Below are 22,884 nucleotides of genomic sequence, written 5' to 3'. Positions count from 1 at the left end.
GGATATTCCCATGATTAATAAAATAGTCCATATACAACCAAAATGATTACAAATTAAGCAAACCTTTGATATAAACCTGCTCCTCTTCCGTTGGGGGAATAAGGGGCAACCGTACGGAACCAACGTCTAGACCACGCAATGTCAGCGCATATTTCACCGCTACGGGGTTTGGTAGAGGCTGTGGACACTCAAACAGGCCTTTGAACACCGGGAACAACTGCTGATGAATCTGAGCAGCCTGAAGAGGTGCTCCGCCATAGAAGGCGTCAATCATTTTCTTCATTTCTGCCCCTACGACATGACTGGCCACGCTGACAATTCCATGTGCTCCAACCGCAATCGCTGGTAAGCCTGAAGCATCATCACCGGAATAAACTCTGAAATTTTCTGGAGCACTTGCTGCAATCAGCGTAACCTGCTCCATAGACGCACATTCCTTCGTAGCGACGATGTTAGGAATCTGTGCAAGACGAAGCGTTGTCTCTGCTGACAGGCTGGTTACTGTACGCCCAGGCACGTTGTAGAGCATAATTGGCAGCTTGGTGGAGCCTGCAATCGCTTCAAAATGTTTGAACAAACCTTCTTGGCTAGGTTTGTTGTAATACGGAACAACCAACAAAATGCCATCCACTCCGGCACGTTCAGCTTCCTGTGTCAAATGGATGGAATGTGCCGTGTTATTGCTTCCCGTTCCGGCTATAATTTTGCACCGACCGGCCGCATGTTTCACTGCAAATTCGAATAATTGAACTTTCTCAGTATCACTAAGTGTTGGAGACTCCCCTGTTGTTCCAGAAACCACAAGCGTCTCCGACTTTTGATCTACAATCAGATAGTCGATTAGACGTGCCGTTTCCTCCCAATGAATCTCTCCTTGTTCATTGAACGGAGTGACCATTGCTGTAATCAATCTTCCAAAGTCCAATTCGATTCCTCCTTCAAAACAGGTTTGGCTCCTCTAACTTCAGTTATTTACAAATGAAGTTCGAATGAGGCGTGAAGTGCCCTCAGGGCCTGAACCATATCTTCTTTTTTTACGAGTACCCAGATTGTTGTATTCGAATCTGCCGATTGCAGGATCTGAATGTCTGCCAGTGTCAAGGACTCCACGATTCGAGCCATGATTCCAGGTACACCATTAATGCCTCCGCCAATGACGGACACTTTGGCACAACCGGACAGGCTTTGTGGCTTGAGACCTATCTCCTGCAATACCTGTATGGCTTTCTCGGAATCACTGTCAAAAACCGTATAGACAACTCCCGAGGGGGTAACATTAATAAAATCAACGCTGATTGAATTCTCAGCCATGGTTTTGAACACTTTTAGTTGCAATCGATCTGCACCACCACCAGGCACATCCACCGTAATTTGCGTTACATTGCTCACGTAGGCGATGCCTGTTACATAACGGTCAACAATGCCTGTCTGCACATCCTGGAATCCTTCCGGATGCGTAACCAGCGTTCCTTCCGTGTCTGCAAAAGTAGATCTTACCCGCACTGGAATCTGGGATTGCATCGCAATCTCAACCGCACGTGGATGGATTACCTTGGCCCCGTGGTGGGCCATGTTACAGATCTCTGCATAACTCACAACAGTCAGTGGACGTGCATCCTCAACAATTCGCGGATCAGCGGTGAGTATCCCGTTCACATCTGTGTAAATATCCACCATTTCAGCACGTAATGCTGCACCGAGAGCTGTAGCTGACGTATCGCTTCCCCCACGACCCAGTGTCGTGAAGTCTCCGTTCTCTGTCTGCCCCTGGAATCCGGTTACAACAACGACACGGCCAAGCTGAAGCTGCTCCAACACACGAACAGGACGGACATCCAATATCCGGGCATTCCCGAAATTGTCGTCCGTCACAAAACCTGCTTGTGCACCGGTCAGCACTGTAGTTGGAATGCCTTCATGTTCGAGTAAACTGCTCAACGTTGTCGCCGATATGATTTCACCACAGCACAGCAGTAAATCCTTTTCGCGTGCGGATAGTGCGTTTCCGTTCTGTGCAGCCCAGTCCAGCAACGTATCGGTCGCATATGGCTCGCCGCGGCGCCCCATCGCAGACACAACGATGACCAGACTCAATCCTGCTTCAAGTTCACGTTTAACATGACGGAGCACATGCTCTCTCGCCTGAACAGTGGAGAGAGACGTGCCTCCGAATTTCTGTACCATGATACGCATCTTTATTCCTCCATTTGTGTACGCAAGAAGACTGGACACGGGTCAAATCAACAAATGGATCACTCTAGGGAGCGTTCTGATGCGATAATTTCAGCATTTTATACGGCATTCCATGCCGCTCCTTATTTTCTGTAATTGTCTGGGACAATCGCAAATCAAAGGTCGCGGTTGTTATCGAGGTCATGATGCATACATTCACAATAGACCTCTCCCGCTTGCTTAACCTGTACTGCCCGCAAGCAGGAATGCCTTATAGACAGGAACGTGGACATAGTAGCTGTTCAATCCAGCATATTGTCCCCCATGATTTTCTTTGTCTCTCGAACCCTTCTTCATTTCTCCAAGCGCATAAACGTTGTCACCAAATCATTGTTCCATCAAGCCTGTGAAGAACGCTCCACAATCATCGGCTGCAACTGTTTGCCCTCAAGAGCACTCCAGCAAGCCTCTGGAATCAATTCCATTTTGGCGACTAACGAGTTTGGTTTTTTCACTGGATCGTCTTGCCCAAATGGCACAAAATACAAGTATTTAGCCACAAGCAATTTGGCGATATTCGCAGCATTCAAGCCCAGACCGTCATTCGTGGAAATCGCGAGCACAAGCGGACGCTGATTGCGCATCTGCGCTTTGGCTGCCATTAGCACTGGACTGTCGGTCATCGCATTAGCCAGCTTACTTGTTGTATTCCCTGTGCATGGAGCAATAACCAGCACATCAAGCAGCTTGGAAGGCCCTAATGGCTCCGCTTCAACAATTGTAGAAATGATATCATTACCTGTTATATCTTTCAACTGTTTTTGCCAATTTTGCGCCGTACCAAAGCGTGTATCCGTCGTCAGAACCGAATTCGAAATAATCGGAATGACGTTGGCACCTTCAGCTACGAAGCGGCTAATTACCGGCATAACCTCTTCAAACGTACAATGAGAACCCGTAATTGCATAACCTACCGTTTTTCCCTGCCAGTTCATGATTTAACCTCCCGTGCGTTCTGTTCTTCCAAAAGCAAACGGATCAACGCGTCGGCAATAATGCCGCCAGCCGTTTTGGGAGCAACAATGCCGGGGAGGCCAGGCGCAAGTAGCGCTTTGATACCGCGTTTGTCGGCATACCTGAAATCACAGCCGCCAGGAGCGGATGCGAGGTCGATAATGACAGCCTTTTGCGGCATTCTGGACAGGATTTGTGCTGTGATTATCATAGTCGGTATCGTATTAAAAAGCAAGTCAACTTCCCCGGTCTGAGCGGCCAAATCCGTTGTCATGAAAGGCTTCCAGCCCATGATTGTAGCGCGGGCAGCATCCTCTTCCCGCCTGATTCCCACCCGTACATTTGCTCCAAGTCCCTGCAGTGTTTTGGCCATTGTGAATCCTGTTCGACCAATGCCAAGCACAATGCATTCCGAACCATGGATTGTGAAGTCCGTCTCCCGAATAGCTATGGCGATGGCTCCCTCAGCTGTTGGAATAGAGTTATAAAGTGCAATATCATCACGATCAAGTACTTCAACAAGTCGCAGCCCATTTTCAAGACAAAGTTCGCGCAAGAACGGCTTTGCCATACCTGTGAACACAATACAATGCTCTGGTAATGCTGCAATATGTTCCTTTTTCAAATAGATCGGTGTGTCACTGAATGAAGTACTTACTTTTCCCTGCTCATCGCAACCGACAACAGGCAGTACGAGTACATCTGCGGAAGCAAACACTTCATCCTCCAGTTCCTGGTGCTCGATCCCTGGAATGGAACGCTCTATTTTATCGAAACCCACCACACTTACCGTTGCATCCAGCTCAGCGCACTTTTGAATGACTTCAAGCTGCCGCGCATCTCCGCCCAGGACTACAATCCGGACTCCGGTCAGCATCGGGACGTCACTCCTTTCACCACATGTATGCCTTATCGTATGCAGGGGCCCACAGGGGGGTGAAAACAATAATTGCATTCCACCGTCCGTTTCTCAAATGTAAAAAAGAGCCGCCCCTGTCAGGGACGACTCTAAAGAATGAGTATACTTACGCTGCTTATTTCCCGGTATGACCGAATCCGCCTTCGCCACGTACCGTTTCCGAAAGTTCATTCACTTCCGTCAATTCAACCGCAGGCACGGTCTGGAAGACGATCTGTGCAATGCGCTCTCCCCGTACAATCGTGAACGGTTCCTGACCCAGATTAATCAACAGCACTTTAACTTCTCCGCGATAATCCGCATCAATGGTCCCCGGTGTGTTGAGGCAAGTAATACCATGTTTGAAAGCCAGTCCGCTCCGAGGACGGATCTGTGCTTCCAATCCAGCTGGCATTGCCATCGCAAGTCCGGTCGGAATCAGTGTACGCTGACCCGGCTGCAGTACAACATCTTCCTGAAGTGCAGCTACTACATCAAAGCCGGATGCCAGCTCAGACATTTTTTGAGGCAGTTTAATATCTTCATTGCCCGGCAGTTTCTGTATTTGAACGTAATGCAACAAAATCATCCCTTCTCAATCCAGCGATCGTTTTATCTGAAGCGCCAACCATAGCAAGTGCAAAAGGTTCAGCAAACATCAGATCTAGTACCGCGTTAATATCGTCCATGGTAACTTGCTCAATTTTGGCGATCATCTCATCCAGTGTATGGTGTCTGCCCAGCATAAGCTCGTTTTTACCCAGACGATTCATGCGACTGCCTGTGCTTTCCAAGCTCAGAATCAAGCTGCCTTTCAGCTGTTCTTTTCCTTTACGAAGTTCATCCTCGGACAAGCCGTTTACAGCCAAGTCGCGTAGAACCTCTTTGGTCAGATCAAGCACTTCTTTGGTCTGTTTCGGTGCTGTACCTGCGTATATCGTGAAAAGTCCACTGTCCGCATGAGAGCTATGATAGGAATACACGGAGTACGCAAGACCCCGTTTCTCACGAATTTCCTGGAACAGCCGGGAGCTCATGCCTCCACCAATGGCGTTATTCAGAACAACCATAGCGAATTGCAGCGGATCTCCGATTTTACAGCCCGGGAACGAGATACAGATATGATTCTGTTCCGTTTTCTTTTTGTGAAAGAGCTGTCCGCTTTGGAAGGCTGGCATCGTGACTGCTTCCGATACTCCATTTACATCAAAAGCACCAAAATGCTTCTCCATCAGATCGATTACACTGTCATCAATGTTACCCGCGATACTAATGACCGTGTTCTCAATTGTGTAGTGCTCCTTCATATATGCACGCAGATGGCTGGAATCCATCGCTTTGAGACGTTCTTCCGTACCCAGGATTGGGTATGCGAGTGGATGCTCACCATAGGCGGCCAAGGCCATCAGATCATGAACCATATCATCAGGCGTATCTTCATACATCGAGATTTCTTCCAGAATGACGTTTTTCTCCTTGATCAATTCACCATCATCCATTTTGGAGCGGAAAAACATATCAGACAATACATCAACCGCAATCGGCAAATGCTCATCCAATACTTTAGCATAATAACACGTGTATTCTTTGGAAGTGAATGCGTTCACGTTACCGCCAATCGCATCGAACTGCTCCGCAATCGCCTTGGCATCATAACGATCGGTTCCCTTGAACAACATGTGTTCAATAAAATGTGATACTCCGTTACTTGCAGGTTGCTCATTACGCGAACCTGTCTTGACCCATATTCCGAAAGACACAGAACGGCAGGTCGGTATCTGTTCCATGACAACTCTGAGGCCATTGCCCAGCTGAATTTTTTTCATGGTTGGCCCTCCTACATCTCTATAATTGCCTTGATCTCAACCTTGAAATTGAAATCGACATTTGGTTCCAACTGTTTGATATTAACAAAAAAACAACGTTCACTCAACCGCAGACGTATCTACACGTTCTGAAGACAGCGTCTCACTTACTGTTCCGAGCACCAAACCTTTGGCCCGTATGGATTGAATCATGCCCTTTAAAGCTCCCGAAGAAGCAGCTGTAGGGTGCATTAGAATTAACGTTCCAGCCTCGGTATTTTTAGCAATTTTGGCAACAACGGCATCCGGGCTTGGCTTACGCCAATCCACAGTATCTACTGTCCATAACACCGTGCGCAGTCCCATGGATGAAGCAATGTCAACGGTCTTCTGATTAAAGTCACCGGATGGCGGAGCAAACCAACGATTCTCTACGCCCAGTGTCTTATGGAGCAGATCCTGCGTTTTGCTAATTTCCAGCTTAGCCCGTTCTGCGCTCAATCGACTCATATTAGGGTGAGAATATGCATGGTTGGACATCTCATGCCCACGTTTCTGAATTTCTTTGGCCAGTTCAACATTTTTGCTTAACCAACTTCCATCCAGAAAAAAAGTAGCCTTCACTTTCTCGGCATCGAGCGTATCCAGCATCGGTTTAATGTATTCGTTCCCCCAAGCCACATTAATCATAAAAGAAACCATCGGTTTGTTTGCGTTCCCCCGATAGATCGGATGTGCACCCAAATCCTTAAGCTGAATCTCCGGCTCAATCTGACGGTAGACATACGCTATTTTGGTATTCAATGTTCCACTCAGCGCCTTACGGTATGTCGCTTCCACATCAATCTCCATGCCATTATAACCAGGAATCGCTTTCCATACCCGATCCACTCTGGCATTTATCGGAGCAATTTTCGTTTCAGCCGCTTTATCCCGAATCGCAGACAACAGCGCATCTTCTCCAGTTGCCTCCTTAAACATGTCAAAAGCATTTTGCGTACCTGGCCCATCACGGATCTCCGTAATGTATGTACGTACACTGCCAACTTGTCCGATCAATATGACCGCAGTCACACCCGCCAGAACAGCCGCCAGCTTTTTGGATTGGTTTCCCACAGCTCCATCCTCCCGCCGTCTTTGTCCCCATCATATGAGGACAAGGGCAAAAATATGAATGCTGAGCCATGGTTTCATCCTTGCTTTACGTATTTAAACGTTAAAAAAAGAGCCAGAAATTCACATTCTGTCTCTTCATTCAATCTATCCATTTATAACCTGTCGCTTCGGTATCCTAGGATTGAGCCGGAGCTTCAGCAGTCAAAACTGCTTTACGGGACAAGTTGATTCGACCTTGTGGGTCAATTTCTGTTACTTTTACCGTAATGGAATCACCGATAGCTACAACATCTTCCACTTTGGCAACACGTTCAGTTGACAGTTGCGAGATGTGTACCAGACCTTCTTTGTTCGGAAGTACTTCAACAAATGCACCGAATTTCTCTACGCGTTTTACTTTGCCGACATAAATCTCGCCGACCAATACTTCGCGCACAATACCTTCGATGATCGCTTTGGCTTTATCATTCATCTCCTGGTTGGAAGAAGCGATAAAGACACGTCCATCCTGTTCAATATCAATTTTAACACCGGTTTCTTCGATGATTTTATTGATAATTTTACCACCTGCACCGATAACATCACGGATTTTGTCCGGATTGATATGCATCGTTGTAATTTTAGGCGCATATTGTGATAACTGCTCACGTGGAGTTTTCAAAATTTCGTTCATTTTGCCCAAAATGTGCATACGACCTTCTTTGGCTTGCGCCAATGCATCAGACAAAATTTGACGATTAATACCAGCAATTTTAATGTCCATTTGAATCGCGGTTACACCATCAGGTGTTCCTGCTACCTTGAAGTCCATGTCACCCAGGTGATCTTCCATACCCTGAATATCACTCAGAATGGATACATGATCTCCATCTTTGATCAGACCCATAGCTACACCCGCAACTGGAGCTTTGATTGGTACCCCTGCATCCATCATAGCTAAAGTGCTGGCACAGATACTTGCCTGAGATGATGAGCCGTTGGATTCCAGAACTTCAGATACCAAACGAATCGTGTATGGGAAATCCGTTTCGGAAGGGATCACTTTGGAAAGAGCGCGCTCACCCAGAGCACCATGTCCGATTTCGCGACGGCCTGGAGCACGCAATGGACGCGCTTCGCCTACGCTGAATGGTGGGAAGTTATAGTGATGCATGAATCGTTTCGTTTCTTCAAGACTGATTCCGTCCAAAATCTGAACATCACCCAGTGCACCAAGTGTACAAACACTAAGTGCTTGCGTTTGACCGCGCGTAAACAGTCCTGTACCATGTGCACGTGGCAACAGAGATGTATCACATTCAATTGGGCGAATTTCAGCAAGTCCACGTCCATCCGGACGAACTTTATCATGCGTGATCAGACGACGCACTTCTTCTTTGACGATATCGTGCAGAACTTCCTTCACGTCTTTGAACAATTCCGGACTTTCAATATATTTCTCTTCAAAGTGAGCAACGGTTTCGTCATTCACTACATCGATTGCATCTTGACGAGCATGTTTCTCGGCGATTTTAACCGCTTCGACCAGACGAGCGCTGGCGAATTCACGCACACTGCTGTTAACTTCAGCATTAACGGTACGCAACTTAACAGCCATTTTTTCTTTTCCAGCAACTTGCACAAGTTGTTCGATTACAGCAATAATATTTTGGATCTCATCATGTCCAAACATGATTGCTTCGAGCATCACTTCTTCCGGCACTTCGTTTGCTTCGGCCTCAACCATCATGATGGCATCTTTGGTTCCTGCAACGACCAGTTCAATATCACTGACTTCAAGCTGTGCAATCGTTGGGTTAATGATGAACTCGCCATCAATACGTCCAACTTTCACGCCACCAATCGGTCCGCTGAATGGAACATCCGAAATGCTCAATGCTGCCGATGTACCAATCATTGCAGCGATTTGCGGTTCGCAATCCTGATCCACACTCATAACGATATTCAGAACTTGTACATCATTCCGGAAGCCTTCCGGGAACAAAGGACGAATTGGACGGTCTGTCAGACGGCTTGAAAGAATGGCTTTCTCACTCGGTCTGCCTTCACGTTTAATAAATCCTCCCGGGATTTTACCTACGGCGTACAATCTTTCTTCATAGTTCACCGTTAATGGGAAAAAGTCCAGATCTTTCGGCTCACTTGATGCTGTCACGGTACACAATACCACGGTATCCCCGTATGTTACCTTAACGGCAGCATTAGCCTGCTTGGCCAAACGCCCGGTCTCAAGCGTAAGCTTTCTTCCACCAAGCTGCATTTCAACACGCTGTTCCATGAAACCCCTCCTTTTATTCGTTCCTAATTCAATGGATTCTGCATATTCACAGTATTTCCTGCTTGTCCTGCATTCATTAGCTATGTATGGAACTTTCAACATGCTAACCTGCACAACAAAAGCTCCTCACGGAGCCCCATCTACAAATATATGGCAACATGTTCATCTACAAAACAACCCGGCTGTAAGTTCCGCTTGTCCTTTTAGACAAAAGAATGACGGATAACAGCCAGGTTGATTTTGAAAACATGTACGATAATTAACGACGCAATCCGAGTTTTTCGATCAGTGCGCTGTAACGTTTAACATCTTTGTTTTTCACATAAGCCAAAAGCTTACGACGTTGACCTACCATTTTCAAAAGTCCACGACGTGAGTGGTGGTCTTTCTTATGCGTACGCAAGTGGTTTGTCAAACTTGTGATGTTTTCCGTAAGGATAGCAACTTGCACCTCTGGAGATCCTGTATCGGACTCGTGAGTTTTGTGCTCGTCGATCAGTTGTTGTTTACGTTCTTGAGTCAATGCCATCCTGTTCACCTCCTTCAATATAATCGCCATTAGCCTCGTCACCGCCGGTGAGAGCAAGCAACCAAGCCAAGGTTAATGTTGCCTCAATCGACAACGTAGTACAGTATATCATAATTGCCTAGTTAAAGTAAATGTAAACATGCATTTAATCCTGAACCTTTAAGATAACAGGCGGCCGGCAGTTAATGCATCTTCACGAATCTGGCTAATCAATGCCTCAATGGAGTCAAACTTTCGTTCTGCACGAATATAGTGAACGAGCTCAACCTTTAGTTCCTGGTCATACAAGTGTCCATCAAAATCAAGCAGGTGCACTTCAAACGTAGGTTTCATCCCACTTTCGTGAAACGTAGGTTTCACACCGAGATTCATTACGCCATGCAGTTCCTGTTCGCCATACTGCACACGAACAGCGTACACACCCTTCGACGGGGTAACGTAATGATCCGTGAGTTCAAGGTTGGCTGTAGGAAATCCAATCGTTCGTCCACGCTTCTCCCCGTGAATGACGGTTCCTCTGATGCTGTAAGGTCGGCCAAGCCACTGACTGGCCTCATCCATCTCCCCACGCTTCAACAGGCCACGAATGAGAGAACTGCTCACTTTTTCACCATTTAACAAGAAAGGAGGAACGGTTTCCACCGTCATCTCTCCTTCTCCCAAAGTACGAAGAAGTTGTTCATCCCCTGCACCCTTGTGACCAAAACGGAAGTCAAAACCCACCACCGCTGTTCGTGTCTGAAGAGGAATCAACAAGTCGTGTACAAATTGTTGCGGCGTCAACCGTGAGAAATCTTCATTGAACTCCACCACATAGAGTACATCAACGCCCATTCCTGCCAAGATGTCTTCTTTATCTCTCAAGGGAGTTAAATAACCCTCGTAATCCCCTTTGCGCATAACTTCCTTCGGATGTGGATGAAAGGTCATGACCGCTGCCTGCATGCCCGTTTCCCGCGCAATGCGGACAGCTGATAAAATGACACTTGCATGTCCGAGATGCAGTCCGTCGAATTGACCAATCGCAAGCACTTGGGGCAGTGTGCTCAGCTCAGTCGAATGTAACGTCTGCGGATAGGTTAGCATTACGGTTTTCACAATCATTCACCTGCATTTCACTAGATAGGCCAAGCTAGAGCATCACCACAACTCCAAGCCCGAAACCTCTTTATTCCGGCAAAAAGACTTTAACTGCCCTCACCGTTGGTTTTAGTTCATCCCGTTCAAATATCCCCAGAAACGTACCATCCTGAGCATACAACCGCAATAGACCAGGTTGCTCTACAGGCGGTTCCAGAAGACGTGCAGACAGTTTCTGACCTTGAAGTGCTCCTTTGGTCTGTTCTTCTCCAACCTTATGGGCCGGAATTGAAGCAATAGCCTCGTCAACAGGAATCAGCGCCTCCGCCAAAGTCCCGTCAGCCATAAGTTGTTCCACTTCTTCAATACGAAGACAACGATCTGCAGAGATACCTGCCGATATCGTACGCTCCAGTTGAACCATGGTTGATGGATATCCGAGTTGCCGACCAATGTCTACACACAATGTCCGAATATAAGTACCTTTTGAACATAAGGCCCGGAAGGATATATCGGTGGTCTCACCCTGAGTATCAATTCCTGTAAGTTCGAGCTCATAGATTGTGACCTCACGGCTCTTACGCTCTACCGTTTTACCTTCACGAGCAAGCTCATAAAGACGTTTGCCGTCTACCTTTACCGCAGAATACATGGGTGGTACCTGTGAGATCGTGCCCAGAAACTGCTCAAGCACCTGTTGAACCTGTTCCTGTGTTACTTCCACAGTCGTTTCAGCCCGCTCAATGACTTCCCCTGTCATATCCTCTGTGTCAGTAGACAGTCCCAATCTCAGCGTAGCCAGATATTCCTTCGGAAGCTCCTGCATGTACTCCACCACACGTGTCGCCCGTCCAAGACAGAGCGGCAGAACGCCTGTAACTTGTGGGTCAAGTGTGCCCGTATGCCCAATGCGCTTCATTTTGAGAATGCGACGCATTTTGGCTACAACATCATGAGAAGTAAATCCCGCCGGTTTATATACCGGAAGTACACCTTCAAATGGCTTTACCATTGTGAATTCACCTGCTTCAGCACTTTTGCGATAATATCATCAAGTCTGCCTTCCAGACGACATCCGGCTGCGAGCACATGCCCGCCTCCGCCAAAGGTCTGTGCTAGTGCAGCAACATCAATTTTACCAGCTGAACGCAAAGAAACCTTGACTGCATTCTCGTTGATGACTTTGAAAAAGATACCAACTTCCACGCCCTGAATGTTGCGCGGATAGTTCACTACCCCTTCAAGATCTTCATTAGCTGCTCCACAAGCCACCATATCATCTGGTGTAATAACAACCCAGGCTATCTTTCCATCATCTGTCATCTGCAGGCTTGATAGTGCCTGATTCAAAATCCGAACTTGCGGAAGAGTCACCTGCTCCAACAAGGTCTGGGCGAGATAGGGTCCATCCACGCCATGTTCAAGCAGTCTGGAGGCAGTTGTCATTACATTTGGGCTGGTGTTGGCATAGCGGAATCCACCTGTATCGGTAAGCAATCCTGTATAAACTGCCGTCGCAACATCTTTATCCCATGTTACTTGGAACAGGTTAAGAAAATCGAACAAGATTTCAGCCGTTGCAGCAGCATCAGACTTAATGATGTTGACTGTACCATAACCGTCATTTGTAGGGTGATGATCAATATTCAAAATAACAGCATCGTCTTCGAAATAATGACGTGTCAAACCTACTCTGGCAAAGTCTGCACAATCCACACAGATAACAGCTTTATATTTTCGCTGCGGTGGTTGTTCGGTCATGTTCACAATGTTGCCTGCTTCCCACAAAAATTGCATACGCCCGGGGATTTCACCTTCATTAATCATCGTGAATGTCTTACCCAGACATGACAGCAGCCAGCCCACCGTTACCGTCGAGCTGACTGCGTCACCGTCCGGCTGTACATGCGACACGACCAGGTAATCATCATGCTCCAGCAGAAATTGCTTTCCGGCCTGGAGCGCCTGTTCATAAGTGTGCATTGCCGTCTCCTCTATTCTGTTACTGGGATTCGTTCTTGTCGGAACCAATATCGCCAAGCAGCTTCTCAATTCGGCTACCATAAGCGATGGATTCGTCAATCTTAAATATCAACTCGGGAACATGCCGGAACCGGATACGTTTGCCCAGCTCCGAACGCAAAAATCCATTTGCTTTTGCCAGAGCTTTCAGCGTGTTATCTTTTTGTTCCTGTTCACCGAAGACACTCAGATAAACTTTGGCTTGCGACAAGTCTCCTGTCACTTCGACTCCCGTTACCGTAATAAAGCCGATACGTGGATCTTTCAGTTCAGACTGGATGAGCAGACTTATTTCTTTCTTGATCTGCTCGCCCACTCTACCTGTACGAATCTTAGCCATTGTTGTTCACCTCATGCTTCCTTGCTTATCGTTGTACGGTCTCCATAATGAAAGCTTCGATAACGTCGCCTTCTTTGAGATCATTATATTTATCAAGTGTGATACCGCACTCGTAACCTTGTGCTACTTCTTTGGCATCATCTTTATAACGTTTCAGGGAATCCAGCTTACCTTCGTAAAGGACAATGCCATCACGAATCAGGCGTGCTTCCGCAGAACGCGTAATTTTACCCGAGGTAACCATACAACCAGCGATGGTACCCACTTTACTGATGGAGAACGTGCTCCGAACTTCAGCATGACCGATAACTTTTTCTTTGTAGATCGGATCAAGCATACCTTTCATCGCTTGTTCAATTTCTTCGATAACACTGTAGATCACGCGATGCAGACGAATGTCTACTTGCTCTTGATCTGCAGTTGATTTCGCCTGGTTATCAGGACGAACGTTGAAACCGATCACGATAGCATTGGATGCTGCAGCTAAAATGATATCGGATTCTGTGATTGCACCAGCGCCGCTATGAATGATTTTCACGCGTACACCTTCAACTTCGATCTTCGCAAGGGAACCTTTCAATGCTTCAACCGAACCTTGTACATCACCTTTGATGATTACGTTCAGATCTTTGATCTCGCCATCTTTGATGTGCTGGAACAGATCATCCAACGTCACACGAGTATGCGTACCCAGATCGGATTCACGTTGCGTGATCGAACGTTTGTCAGCGATGGAACGCGCTTTGCGCTCATCTTCAAACACCATGAATGGATCTCCCGCACCTGGAACTTCAGTCAGACCTGTGATTTCTACAGGTGTTGAAGGTCCAGCTTCTTTCAATTTGCGACCTTTGTCATTGACCATCGCACGAACACGACCGAAGCAGTTACCTGCTACGAAAGCATCGCCGACTTTCAATGTACCGTGCTGTACGAGGATACGTGCAACTGGGCCACGTCCTTTATCCAGCTCGGCTTCAATCACTGTACCACGGGCACGTTTGTCCGGGTTCGCTTTGTATTCGTTCACTTCTGCAACGAGCAGAATCATTTCAAGCAGACCTTCCAGACCCATTCTTTGTTTCGCTGACACGTTAACAAAGATGGTATCTCCGCCCCACTCTTCAGGAACGAGTTCATAGCTGGTTAGTTCTTGTTTCACTTTGTCTGGATCAGCGCCCGGCTTGTCAATTTTGTTGACAGCCACGATGATTGGTAGCCCAGCAGCTTTGGCATGGTTAATCGCCTCAATGGTCTGTGGCATAACACCGTCATCCGCAGCTACGACAATAATCGTCATATCCGTAACTTGTGCGCCACGTGCACGCATCGCTGTAAACGCTTCGTGACCCGGAGTATCCAGGAACGTGATCTTTTTGTTGTTAATTTCAACTTGATATGCACCGATATGTTGCGTGATTCCGCCTGCTTCGCCATCGGATACATTCGTGGAACGAATCGCATCCAGCAAAGTAGTTTTACCATGGTCAACGTGACCCATGATCGTAACTACTGGTGGACGAGCCTGCAAGTCAGCAGCATCATCATTCTCTTCCAGTGTTTCGAAACGGTCATCTTCAAGCACAATCTTCACTTCAACCTCAACACCGAATTCACCTGAAAGCAGAAGGATCGTTTCGATATCAAGCTCTTGGTTGATTGTTGCCATAACACCCATAGCGATGAGTTTTTTGATAACTTCGGAAGCATCCTTATGGAGCAACTTCGCTGTTTCACCAACGGTCATATCACCACGAACGATGATTTTCTTAGGTGTGTTATCAATTTTCTCACGTTGTTGGTACTGTTGTTGATTTCTGTTGCGGTTGTTCTTGCCACCACGGTTACCACGGAAGTTGCCGCCACGGTTGTCATCATAACGACGCCCACCGCCACCGCTGTTCGAACGGTTACCACTATTGTTGTTGCTGCCAGTAGTACCACCTGGGCCGCTTCTACGTTGGCCTTGTCCTTGGCTCTGACCTTGGCCACCGCTACGGTTGCCAGCAGTACCTGTATTACCACCGCTGTTAGGGCCTGAAGTTCTTACTTGACCGCCACCGCTGTTATTCGGACGTTGACCCGTTCCTTGCGGACGGGATGCAGTACTGCTTTGTCCACCTTGAGCTGGTCTTGGACGGTTAGTTGATTGTCCTCCTTGGCTTGAGCCTTGGGAAGAGTTCGTTCTGTTGCGGCTATCTTGGCCGCTGGGTCTTTGGGTGCCATTGTTATTGTTGGAATTTGGTCTATTGTTCATACCTACCTGCTTTTCCTGTTGTATTTTTGTTTGTACGGGACTACCGGATGGGTTACTGCTCTTCGGCGTGTTCACTCCGCCGGCCGGCTTGTTGCTGTCCACTGGTTTGTCACTGCGCACTGCCGAAGTAGCAACTGGTTTTGCATCGTTGCCTTGTTTCGAAGCAGCAGTGGATTTTATATCTTTAAAAAATTGTTCCACCTTACCGACTGAACCATTCTCCATGACACTCATATGATTGTTTACGGGAATTTCCAGCTTTTTAAGAATGGTTATAATTTCTTTACTACTCATATTAAGGGACTTCGCATATTCATAAACTCGCAATTTATCCTTGTTTTCCTGTTTACTCAATATACTCCACCTCCGACATTATACCGACTTGCTTGGAGATCATTTTTGCAAACCCTCGATCCGTTACTGCAAGAACAACACGCGTGTCTTTACCGATACTTGAACCCAGACTATCCCGGTCAAATCCGATCAACAGAGGAACCTTATAAGTTCCACATTTATCGCGAAATTTCTTTTGTGTATTGGCTGAGGCGTCACCCGCAACAATAACCATTTTAGCTTCGGAAGAACGGATCGCTTTAAGTACAATTTCTTCACCTGTTACAAGTTTACCTGCACGCATAGAGAGTCCCAAATAAGACAGCGTTTTAATATTAGTCATGTTCACGCTCCTGTGCTGCTTTGAATTCATCCTCAACCGCGATGAAGTCAGCTGCTAATTGCTCGTAAATTTCAGGTGAGACTTTGCCTTTTAACGCCCGATCCAAAGCCCGGTTTTTGAGTGCGAGCTTAAAACAGGACTCTTTGCCGCATAAATAGGCACCACGTCCGGATTTTTTGCCAGTCAAATCGATCAGCACTTCATCCTCTGGCGTTTTAACAATGCGAATCAGCTGCTTTTTGGGCATCATTTCTTGGCATGCCACACATTTGCGCAGCGGCACTTTTTTTGGTTTCATACGTCAGCGCCCCCCGTACTTTACTTTAGTCGACGGAGACGGAATCCTGATGCATTTCAGAAGAAGAATCTTTTTCTCTGCCGAATTCCTGTTCCGCCTGGCTCTCGCTCTTAATGTCGATTTTCCAGCCGGTTAATTTGGCTGCCAATCTGGCATTTTGGCCTTTGATACCAATTGCGAGGGACAGTTGATAGTCCGGAACGATAACCCGAGCCATCTTTTCTTCCTCAAATACATGAACTTCCAATACTTTGGAAGGACTCAGTGCATTAGCAACATATTCGTCTACCTGATCGGAGAAACGAACGATGTCGATTTTTTCACCGCGCAGCTCACCCACAATGGTCTGCACGCGCATTCCCCTAGGACCTACACAAGATCCAACTGGATCAACTTCCTCGTTGCGGGAGTGAACGGCAATCTTGGAGCGGAACCCTGCTTCGCGAGCGACGGAGCGAATTTCAACTACACCGTCAAAGATCTCAGGCACTTCCAGTTCAAAGAGACGTTTCAAGAGGCCCGGATGGGTACGGGACAAAATGATTTGCGGCCCTTTTGTCGTATTCTCGACCTTGGTGATATACGCCTTAATACGGTCACCATGAACAAACTTCTCGTTCGGCATCAATTCGGTCAGCGGTAAAGCCGCTTCGATTTTGCCCAGATCGATGTAGATATTGCGCAAATCCTGACGCTGCACCACTCCCGTAACGATATCTTCTTCCTTATCTACGAAAGCGTTGTAGATCAGGCCGCGTTCGGCTTCACGAATCCGCTGGGTCACTACCTGTTTGGCAGTTTGTGCCGCGATACGTCCGAAATCACGCGGCGTAACTTCAATCTCCGCAATATCTTCCAACTGGAAGTGTGGGTTGATTTCTCGTGCAGCAGGCAATGAAATTTCGGTACGTGAATCCAGGACTTCTTCCACGATCAATTTACGGGCATACACCCGAATAACTCCCGTATTACGGTTCATGTCAACACGCACATTCTGGGCCGTGTTGAAATTCCGCTTGTAGCTGGAAATTAGTGCAGCCTCGATCGCTTCAAACAGCACATCCTTGCTGATCCCTTTTTCCCGTTCCAATTCATTCATTGCTTCAATAAAATCCATACTCATGAATGTTGATCCCCCTTTCAAACATGGCATCTCATACGTAAAACGGCGAAAGGCTCTGAACTCATGAGCACCTTGCCGTTATCGTGAGATGTGTCTTTTTCATTAATAAAGTGAACAAGGCACTTAAAACAAAATAGCTAGGCGCGCACTGGCAACCTTATCATAAGAAATGGCATGCTGTTTTTTGCCTGCTTCGATCACGAGTTCCTCGTCATCAAAGGAAAGCAGCTTGCCTTCAAATTCCTTCAATCCGTTCACCGGCTCGTAGGTTGTAACAAAAACATTTTTGCCTACAGCTTTGGTAACGTCCTCAGGTTTTTTCAGTGGACGCTCCGCACCGGGAGAAGACACTTCAAGGAAATAGATGGTTGGAATCGGATCGTTCTCATCCAGCTTGGCGCTCAGCTTTTCGCTGATCAAGACACAATCGTCGATGTCGATGCCACCCTCTTTGTCGACATACACCCGTAAAAACCAGTTGCTGCCTTCTTTGACGTATTCGATGTCAACCAGCTCGAAGCCTTGTTCGTTCAAGTAGGGTTGGATCATTTCTTCCACGGTAGATTTAATGTTCGTTGTGCTCAAAACCAATAACCTCCAACTTAGGTTACACCAGCAAAAAAGCACTGGCAGATTATTCAATACCCAAGATTCTTGTATACCAAAGACTAAAGAGTGGGTTTCCCCACTCTTTAGAAATTCGTACTATCTCGTTCACTTCAAAAATTATAACATAGTCTGGTAATAGTGACAAGTAAGCGATGCTTCAGGCAGTTTACTTACTAATGAAGGAAAAATAACGTTCCCCCAACAATCGCTATGGTCAGATCCAAATTCAATCCTAGAAAAGGGAAAGCTGATTGCTCTCTGGCAAGCCACGGAAACATCCCATATTCGACAGGAGTTCAACAATGGTCTTACTTGCTTTCGACTTCTGCTGGAAGTCTTCCACCGACAGGAATTCACCATGATCTCTTGCCGCAGCGATATTGCGAGCAGCGTTATCCCCGATTCCTGCCAAAGCTGAGAATGGAGGGATTAGTGATTTTCCGTCAACGATGAACTTCGTCGCTTCCGAACGATATAAGTCAATAGGTTTCAGCGAGAATCCGCGTGCTGCCATTTCCAGACCCATTTCCAGGACAGGTAACATGTTTTTCTCTTTTGGAGGTGCCTGGAAACCTAATTGCTCAATTTCCGTAATTTTGCGATAGATCGCGTCATATCCCTGACACATCAGTTCGATATCTATCTCATCCGCCCGAACGGTAAAGTAAGTTGCGTAATATTCAATCGGATGATACAGCTTGAAGAATGCCGTACGTACTGCGGAAATAACATAAGCGGCCGCGTGAGCCTTCGGGAACATGTACTGGATTTTGAGGCACGAATCAATGTACCATTGAGGCACTTTACAATTCTTCATCTCGTCAATCCATTCCTGTGGCAGACCTCGTCCCTTACGAACACTCTCGGTAATCTTAAATGCCAGACTTGCGTCCATTCCCGTTTTATAGATCAGGAATAACATGATATCATCCCGACAACCAATTACCGTCTTAATGTTACACGTTCCGTTCTTAATCAGATCCTGAGCGTTTCCAAGCCATACCCCTGTACCATGGGACAATCCGGAAATCTGCAATAAATCGGCAAAAGACGTCGGCTGGGATTCAACAAGCATCTGACGTACAAACTTCGTTCCCATCTCTGGCACGCCAAACGTTGCGACTGGCGACCTAATCTGTTCCGGTGTAACACCCAGAGCGTCGGTTGAGTTAAACATGCTCATGACTTTGGGATCATTCATCGGAATGGTCGTTGGATCGACACCTGTCAAATCCTGTAACATCCGCATCATAGTTGGATCATCGTGCCCCAGAATATCAAGTTTCAGCAAGTTTTCTTCAAAAGCATGATAATCAAAGTGTGTCGTTTTCCACTCCGCATTAACGTCGTCAGCCGGAAACTGAACAGGTGTAACGTCTTCGACTTCGATATAATCAGGTACCACGACAATACCGCCGGGATGCTGTCCAGTACTCCGTTTCACCCCAGTACAGCCAGAGGCCAAACGATTCAATTCAGCTCCACGCCATTTCTTCTGATGCTGTTCCTCGTACTTCTTGGCAAAACCAAATGCTGTTTTCTCAGCCACCGTACCAATGGTCCCCGCACGGAAAACACTTTTCTCACTAAATAGCACTTTCGTGTAGTTATGTGCGTGAGGCTGATAATCACCAGAGAAGTTCAAGTCAATATCGGGAACTTTATCTCCTTTAAACCCAAGGAAGGTCTCAAACGGAATATCTTGGCCTTCTCCTTTAAGTGTGCCACCACAATCCGGACACTCTTTCTCTGGAAGGTCAAATCCACTCCGAACACTGCCGTCCAGGAACCACTCGCTGTGTTTGCATTCTGAATTCACACAAATATAATGAGCAGGTAGTGGATTAACCTCGGATATACCGAGGAATGTAGCAACAACAGAGGAGCCAACCGATCCCCGCGAACCTACGAGGTAACCATCCTGATTCGATTTTTTAACCAAGCGTTCCGAGATCAGATAGTTGGCAGAAAAACCGTATTTAATAATTGGAATGAGCTCTTTTTCTAGTCGTGCCACGATTACTTCTGGTAATTCCTCGCCATAGATGGACTTGGCAGTGTCATAACAGGTATTACGGATTTCTTCGTCCGCACCTTCCAGAATCGGAGTAAACAGTTTGTCCGGGAATAACTTAATTTCCTCAAAACGATCAGATAACTCTATCGTATTTGTAACAACGACTTCGTAAGCCTTATCTTGGCCCAGGAACTGGAACTCTTCCAGCATTTCCTCCGTCGTTCTAAAATGTGCATCCGGTTTACGTTGATCTTTGAGTGGACTAAAACCTGTAATTCCGTGAATGGTGATATCCCGATATAACTTGTCACGCGGTTCCAAATAGTGCACGTTACCTGTGGCTATGACTGGTTTATTAAATTTTGCGCCTATATCAATGACTTTACGGATCGCTGTTTTGATTTCTTCGGGTGTAGCCACCAACCCTTTATCCACCAAATGCATATACATAGTAAGTGGTTGGATCTCCAGTATGTCATAAAACTCAGCGATCTCTTCCGCTTCTTCGAGCGATTTGTTAAGCACCGCTTCGAAAAACTCCCCTTTTTCACAGCCCGATATAATAACAAGGCCTTCACGCAAATTAATCAGTTTCGATTTGGGAATGCACGGTACCCGCTTGAAATGTTCCGTATGAGAGAGAGATACCAGCTTGTATAGATTTTTCTTACCGACATCATTCAATGCATAGATTCCACAATGGAAAGGTCTTGTATTCGACAAGTCGACACCTACATAATCGTTCAAACGATCAAGCCTCGTTAAACCTTTCATCTGAGCAGCATCATTTAATAATCCGATCAGTATGCCCGCGAGTGCAACCGTATCATCAATGGCACGGTGATGACTTTCGAGTCCAACCTTATATTTATCCGCCATCGTATTCAGACGGTGGTTCTTATTTTTTGGAAATAACAATCTCGCCAGTTCCAATGTGTCAAGAACCGGGTTAGGAAGTTCAGGCAATCCAATTTGCTTCAGGGAAGCCTGGATAAAGCCCATGTCAAAACGTGCATTATGCGCAACAAGCACACCATCACCAGCAAACTGCACAAACTCACGAATAACAGGCTCCAGCTCAGGTGCGTCTTTTACCATGTCATCATTAATATTGGTCAACTGCTGAATGTTGTAGGGAATGCGTTCATGCGGATTCACAAACGTTGCAAATCGGTCGATTTCTTTACCATCTTGCATCTTCACGGCTGCAATCTCAATGATTTTGTTCTGTGTTACCGACAAACCTGTGGTCTCGATATCAAATACGATGTAAGTTGCTGTTTGAAGATCCAATGGCTGAGGAGCCATTACAACGGCAACAGAGTCATTCACAACATTGGCCTCAAGGCCGTAGATCATCTTAATCCCGTTTTTCTTAGCAGCCTTGGAAGCCTCGGGATATACCTGCACCCCACCATGATCACTGACTGCAATCGCCTTATGTCCCCACTCCGCTGCCATTTTCACGTATTTGTCAATTGAAGTTACAGCATCCATCGTACTCATCGTAGAGTGCAAATGGAACTCCACCCGTTTCTCTGGTGCATTATCTTTGCGAGACGGCGGTGCTTTAACTTCAATCAAATCCGAAGGAATCATGGCGAGTTCAGGAATTTGCATAAACCGGTCATATTCTACACGACCACGCACTTTTACCCATTTACCGTTAGCCAACAAACTGAGAATTTTAACATCCTCTTTTGTTTTGGCAAACATCTTCATTTGCATGGAGTCCGTGAAGTCGGTCAGGTAGAAGGTAAACAACGTATTTCCGTTTCGCAGTTCTTTACGATCCAGTCCAAACACCGAACCTTGAAGCGTGACCTTTTTCTCTTCATCCTGGATTTCCTGCATGGGTACTGCAGGTTCCTTGATGTCATAACCCATTTGCAAACGCAGATCACCCTGCTCCTCATCCACCGGGATTTCTGTGTCCACTTCACTCATCATCTTCTCGATGACCTCAAGTTCTTCTACACGTTTTTGGGCCTGGAACTGTTCCATGGCCTCTTTATTACTTCCCACTTCACCCACTTGCATCTTGATGCGAAGAGGTAAATGAAAGTATTTTTCATAGAATTTTGTAATAGCTTGATCAATCTGTTTCTTACGAGCCAATTCCATCGACGTTGCATCACTCATTGTCAGTTGTAGGAGATCCTCTTCACATTCAAAGGTTGTCCGGTTCATCCAACCATTTACAGATGGAATCTCACGGGTAACCCACTCCAGAAACAGATTCCAATATTCACTGACGATATCACCATTCTGTACTTGGTCCGTGTATTTGAAGCCAAATGAAATTTTGGCGATATGATTCATCTTCTCTTGAATATGCAGACAAAATGTGCGATAGATTGGAGCGGGTACCAACGTATCCTTTGCAATCAGAATATTCCATTCCCGATTACTTCGATTGGTCTCTACTTGTTCAATCCATCCATCCAAAAAATAGGGCTCTAACAGACCAGCCGGAAGCTCTGCCTGTTTCATCAACAACTCAAACCGTTTTCTTTTCTCCTCGAATCCGCTCATCGTGTTCCTCCTTGTACCCCCTTAAAGCATGAAAAGCCCCTGCATTCAAAAATGTCACCGATCCGAACTCGCACCGACTCATTTTATCCGACAGAAGCTCTCCATTCATTACTTA

At 46.5% G+C, this 22,884-nt stretch carries 19 protein-coding genes; all 19 read right to left on the bottom strand.

Going from position 1 to position 22,884, the window contains the following annotated elements; genetic code table 11:
- Positions 1 to 46 precede the first annotated feature (46 nt).
- Complete coding sequence (gene dapA / locus MHH92_RS11320) at positions 47 to 925, bottom strand: 4-hydroxy-tetrahydrodipicolinate synthase (RefSeq protein WP_036670403.1); 879 nt, start codon at positions 923 to 925, stop codon at positions 47 to 49.
- Between the two features lie 47 nt (positions 926 to 972).
- A complete protein-coding gene (dapG, locus tag MHH92_RS11315; protein WP_036670402.1) occupies positions 973 to 2,193 on the bottom strand; it encodes an aspartate kinase in 1,221 nt (406 codons plus the stop codon).
- A gap of 377 nt (positions 2,194 to 2,570) precedes the next feature.
- Positions 2,571 to 3,167, bottom strand: a complete 597-nt coding sequence (locus MHH92_RS11310; protein ID WP_062833836.1) for a dipicolinate synthase subunit B — start codon at positions 3,165 to 3,167, stop codon at positions 2,571 to 2,573.
- Positions 3,164 to 4,063, bottom strand: coding sequence for a dipicolinate synthase subunit DpsA (gene dpsA, locus MHH92_RS11305; RefSeq protein WP_017689131.1), 900 nt, complete (start codon positions 4,061 to 4,063; stop codon positions 3,164 to 3,166). The genes MHH92_RS11310 and dpsA overlap by 4 nt, the downstream gene beginning before the upstream one ends.
- Before the next feature lie 157 nt (positions 4,064 to 4,220).
- Positions 4,221 to 4,667 (bottom strand): dUTP diphosphatase, encoded by a 447-nt coding sequence (gene dut, locus MHH92_RS11300; RefSeq protein ID WP_017689132.1) that lies wholly within the window; start codon positions 4,665 to 4,667, stop codon positions 4,221 to 4,223.
- A complete protein-coding gene (locus MHH92_RS11295) occupies positions 4,627 to 5,910 on the bottom strand; it encodes a M16 family metallopeptidase (RefSeq protein ID WP_036670399.1) in 1,284 nt (427 codons plus the stop codon). The genes dut and MHH92_RS11295 overlap by 41 nt, the downstream gene beginning before the upstream one ends.
- Before the next feature lie 99 nt (positions 5,911 to 6,009).
- Positions 6,010 to 7,005 (bottom strand): polysaccharide deacetylase family protein, encoded by a 996-nt coding sequence (locus MHH92_RS11290; protein WP_340903752.1) that lies wholly within the window; start codon positions 7,003 to 7,005, stop codon positions 6,010 to 6,012.
- Positions 7,006 to 7,180: 175 nt separating this feature from the next.
- Positions 7,181 to 9,283 (bottom strand): polyribonucleotide nucleotidyltransferase, encoded by a 2,103-nt coding sequence (gene pnp, locus MHH92_RS11285; protein ID WP_340020013.1) that lies wholly within the window; start codon positions 9,281 to 9,283, stop codon positions 7,181 to 7,183.
- Between the two features lie 259 nt (positions 9,284 to 9,542).
- The gene (gene rpsO, locus MHH92_RS11280) at positions 9,543 to 9,812 is read right to left on the bottom strand and encodes a 30S ribosomal protein S15 (RefSeq protein ID WP_036609297.1); all 270 of its coding nucleotides are present in this window, start codon (positions 9,810 to 9,812) and stop codon (positions 9,543 to 9,545) included.
- Between the two features lie 159 nt (positions 9,813 to 9,971).
- On the bottom strand, positions 9,972 to 10,910 hold the full coding sequence (locus tag MHH92_RS11275) for a bifunctional riboflavin kinase/FAD synthetase (protein ID WP_036671020.1): 939 nt from the start codon (positions 10,908 to 10,910) through the stop codon (positions 9,972 to 9,974).
- Positions 10,911 to 10,980: 70 nt separating this feature from the next.
- A complete protein-coding gene (gene truB / locus MHH92_RS11270) occupies positions 10,981 to 11,904 on the bottom strand; it encodes a tRNA pseudouridine(55) synthase TruB (RefSeq protein ID WP_340903749.1) in 924 nt (307 codons plus the stop codon).
- Complete coding sequence (locus MHH92_RS11265; protein WP_076318527.1) at positions 11,898 to 12,875, bottom strand: DHH family phosphoesterase; 978 nt, start codon at positions 12,873 to 12,875, stop codon at positions 11,898 to 11,900. The genes truB and MHH92_RS11265 overlap by 7 nt, the downstream gene beginning before the upstream one ends.
- Positions 12,876 to 12,894: 19 nt before the next feature.
- Entirely contained in the window at positions 12,895 to 13,254 is a 360-nt protein-coding gene (gene rbfA / locus MHH92_RS11260; protein WP_017689140.1) for a 30S ribosome-binding factor RbfA, read from the bottom strand.
- 25 nt (positions 13,255 to 13,279) lie between these two features.
- Entirely contained in the window at positions 13,280 to 15,865 is a 2,586-nt protein-coding gene (infB, locus tag MHH92_RS11255) for a translation initiation factor IF-2 (RefSeq protein WP_047842501.1), read from the bottom strand.
- Positions 15,858 to 16,187, bottom strand: a complete 330-nt coding sequence (locus MHH92_RS11250; RefSeq protein ID WP_017689142.1) for a L7Ae/L30e/S12e/Gadd45 family ribosomal protein — start codon at positions 16,185 to 16,187, stop codon at positions 15,858 to 15,860. The genes infB and MHH92_RS11250 overlap by 8 nt, the downstream gene beginning before the upstream one ends.
- A complete protein-coding gene (gene rnpM, locus MHH92_RS11245; RefSeq protein WP_017689143.1) occupies positions 16,180 to 16,485 on the bottom strand; it encodes an RNase P modulator RnpM in 306 nt (101 codons plus the stop codon). The genes MHH92_RS11250 and rnpM overlap by 8 nt, the downstream gene beginning before the upstream one ends.
- Before the next feature lie 25 nt (positions 16,486 to 16,510).
- Entirely contained in the window at positions 16,511 to 17,608 is a 1,098-nt protein-coding gene (gene nusA, locus MHH92_RS11240; protein WP_047842500.1) for a transcription termination factor NusA, read from the bottom strand.
- Positions 17,609 to 17,731: 123 nt separating this feature from the next.
- Positions 17,732 to 18,193 carry a ribosome maturation factor RimP gene (rimP, locus tag MHH92_RS11235; protein WP_047842499.1) on the bottom strand — a complete coding sequence of 154 codons (462 nt, stop codon included), beginning with the start codon at positions 18,191 to 18,193 and terminating at the stop codon, positions 17,732 to 17,734.
- Between the two features lie 256 nt (positions 18,194 to 18,449).
- A complete protein-coding gene (locus MHH92_RS11230) occupies positions 18,450 to 22,769 on the bottom strand; it encodes a PolC-type DNA polymerase III (RefSeq protein WP_340903741.1) in 4,320 nt (1,439 codons plus the stop codon).
- Positions 22,770 to 22,884 lie beyond the last annotated feature (115 nt).

The sequence above is a fragment of the Paenibacillus sp. FSL M7-1414 genome (assembly GCF_038003195.1).
Lineage (GTDB): Bacteria > Bacillota > Bacilli > Paenibacillales > Paenibacillaceae > Paenibacillus > Paenibacillus amylolyticus.
Note: the sequence above shows the minus strand (reverse complement) of the source record. Positions and strands in the feature narration are given on the sequence as shown.

Excerpts from the sequence above, each read along its gene's own strand:
- dapG (WP_036670402.1), bottom strand. The coding sequence starts at position 2,193 with ATGCGTATCATGGTACAGAAATTCGGAGGCACGTCTCTCTCCACTGTT.
- MHH92_RS11310 (WP_062833836.1), bottom strand. The coding sequence starts at position 3,167 with ATGAACTGGCAGGGAAAAACGGTAGGTTATGCAATTACGGGTTCTCAT.
- dpsA (WP_017689131.1), bottom strand. The coding sequence starts at position 4,063 with ATGCTGACCGGAGTCCGGATTGTAGTCCTGGGCGGAGATGCGCGGCAG.
- MHH92_RS11295 (WP_036670399.1), bottom strand. The coding sequence starts at position 5,910 with ATGAAAAAAATTCAGCTGGGCAATGGCCTCAGAGTTGTCATGGAACAG.
- pnp (WP_340020013.1), bottom strand. The coding sequence starts at position 9,283 with ATGGAACAGCGTGTTGAAATGCAGCTTGGTGGAAGAAAGCTTACGCTT.
- rpsO (WP_036609297.1), bottom strand. The coding sequence starts at position 9,812 with ATGGCATTGACTCAAGAACGTAAACAACAACTGATCGACGAGCACAAA.
- truB (WP_340903749.1), bottom strand. The coding sequence starts at position 11,904 with ATGGTAAAGCCATTTGAAGGTGTACTTCCGGTATATAAACCGGCGGGA.
- MHH92_RS11265 (WP_076318527.1), bottom strand. The coding sequence starts at position 12,875 with ATGCACACTTATGAACAGGCGCTCCAGGCCGGAAAGCAATTTCTGCTG.
- rbfA (WP_017689140.1), bottom strand. The coding sequence starts at position 13,254 with ATGGCTAAGATTCGTACAGGTAGAGTGGGCGAGCAGATCAAGAAAGAA.
- MHH92_RS11250 (WP_017689142.1), bottom strand. The coding sequence starts at position 16,187 with ATGACTAATATTAAAACGCTGTCTTATTTGGGACTCTCTATGCGTGCA.
- rnpM (WP_017689143.1), bottom strand. The coding sequence starts at position 16,485 with ATGAAACCAAAAAAAGTGCCGCTGCGCAAATGTGTGGCATGCCAAGAA.
- nusA (WP_047842500.1), bottom strand. The coding sequence starts at position 17,608 with ATGAGTATGGATTTTATTGAAGCAATGAATGAATTGGAACGGGAAAAA.
- MHH92_RS11230 (WP_340903741.1), bottom strand. The coding sequence starts at position 22,769 with ATGAGCGGATTCGAGGAGAAAAGAAAACGGTTTGAGTTGTTGATGAAA.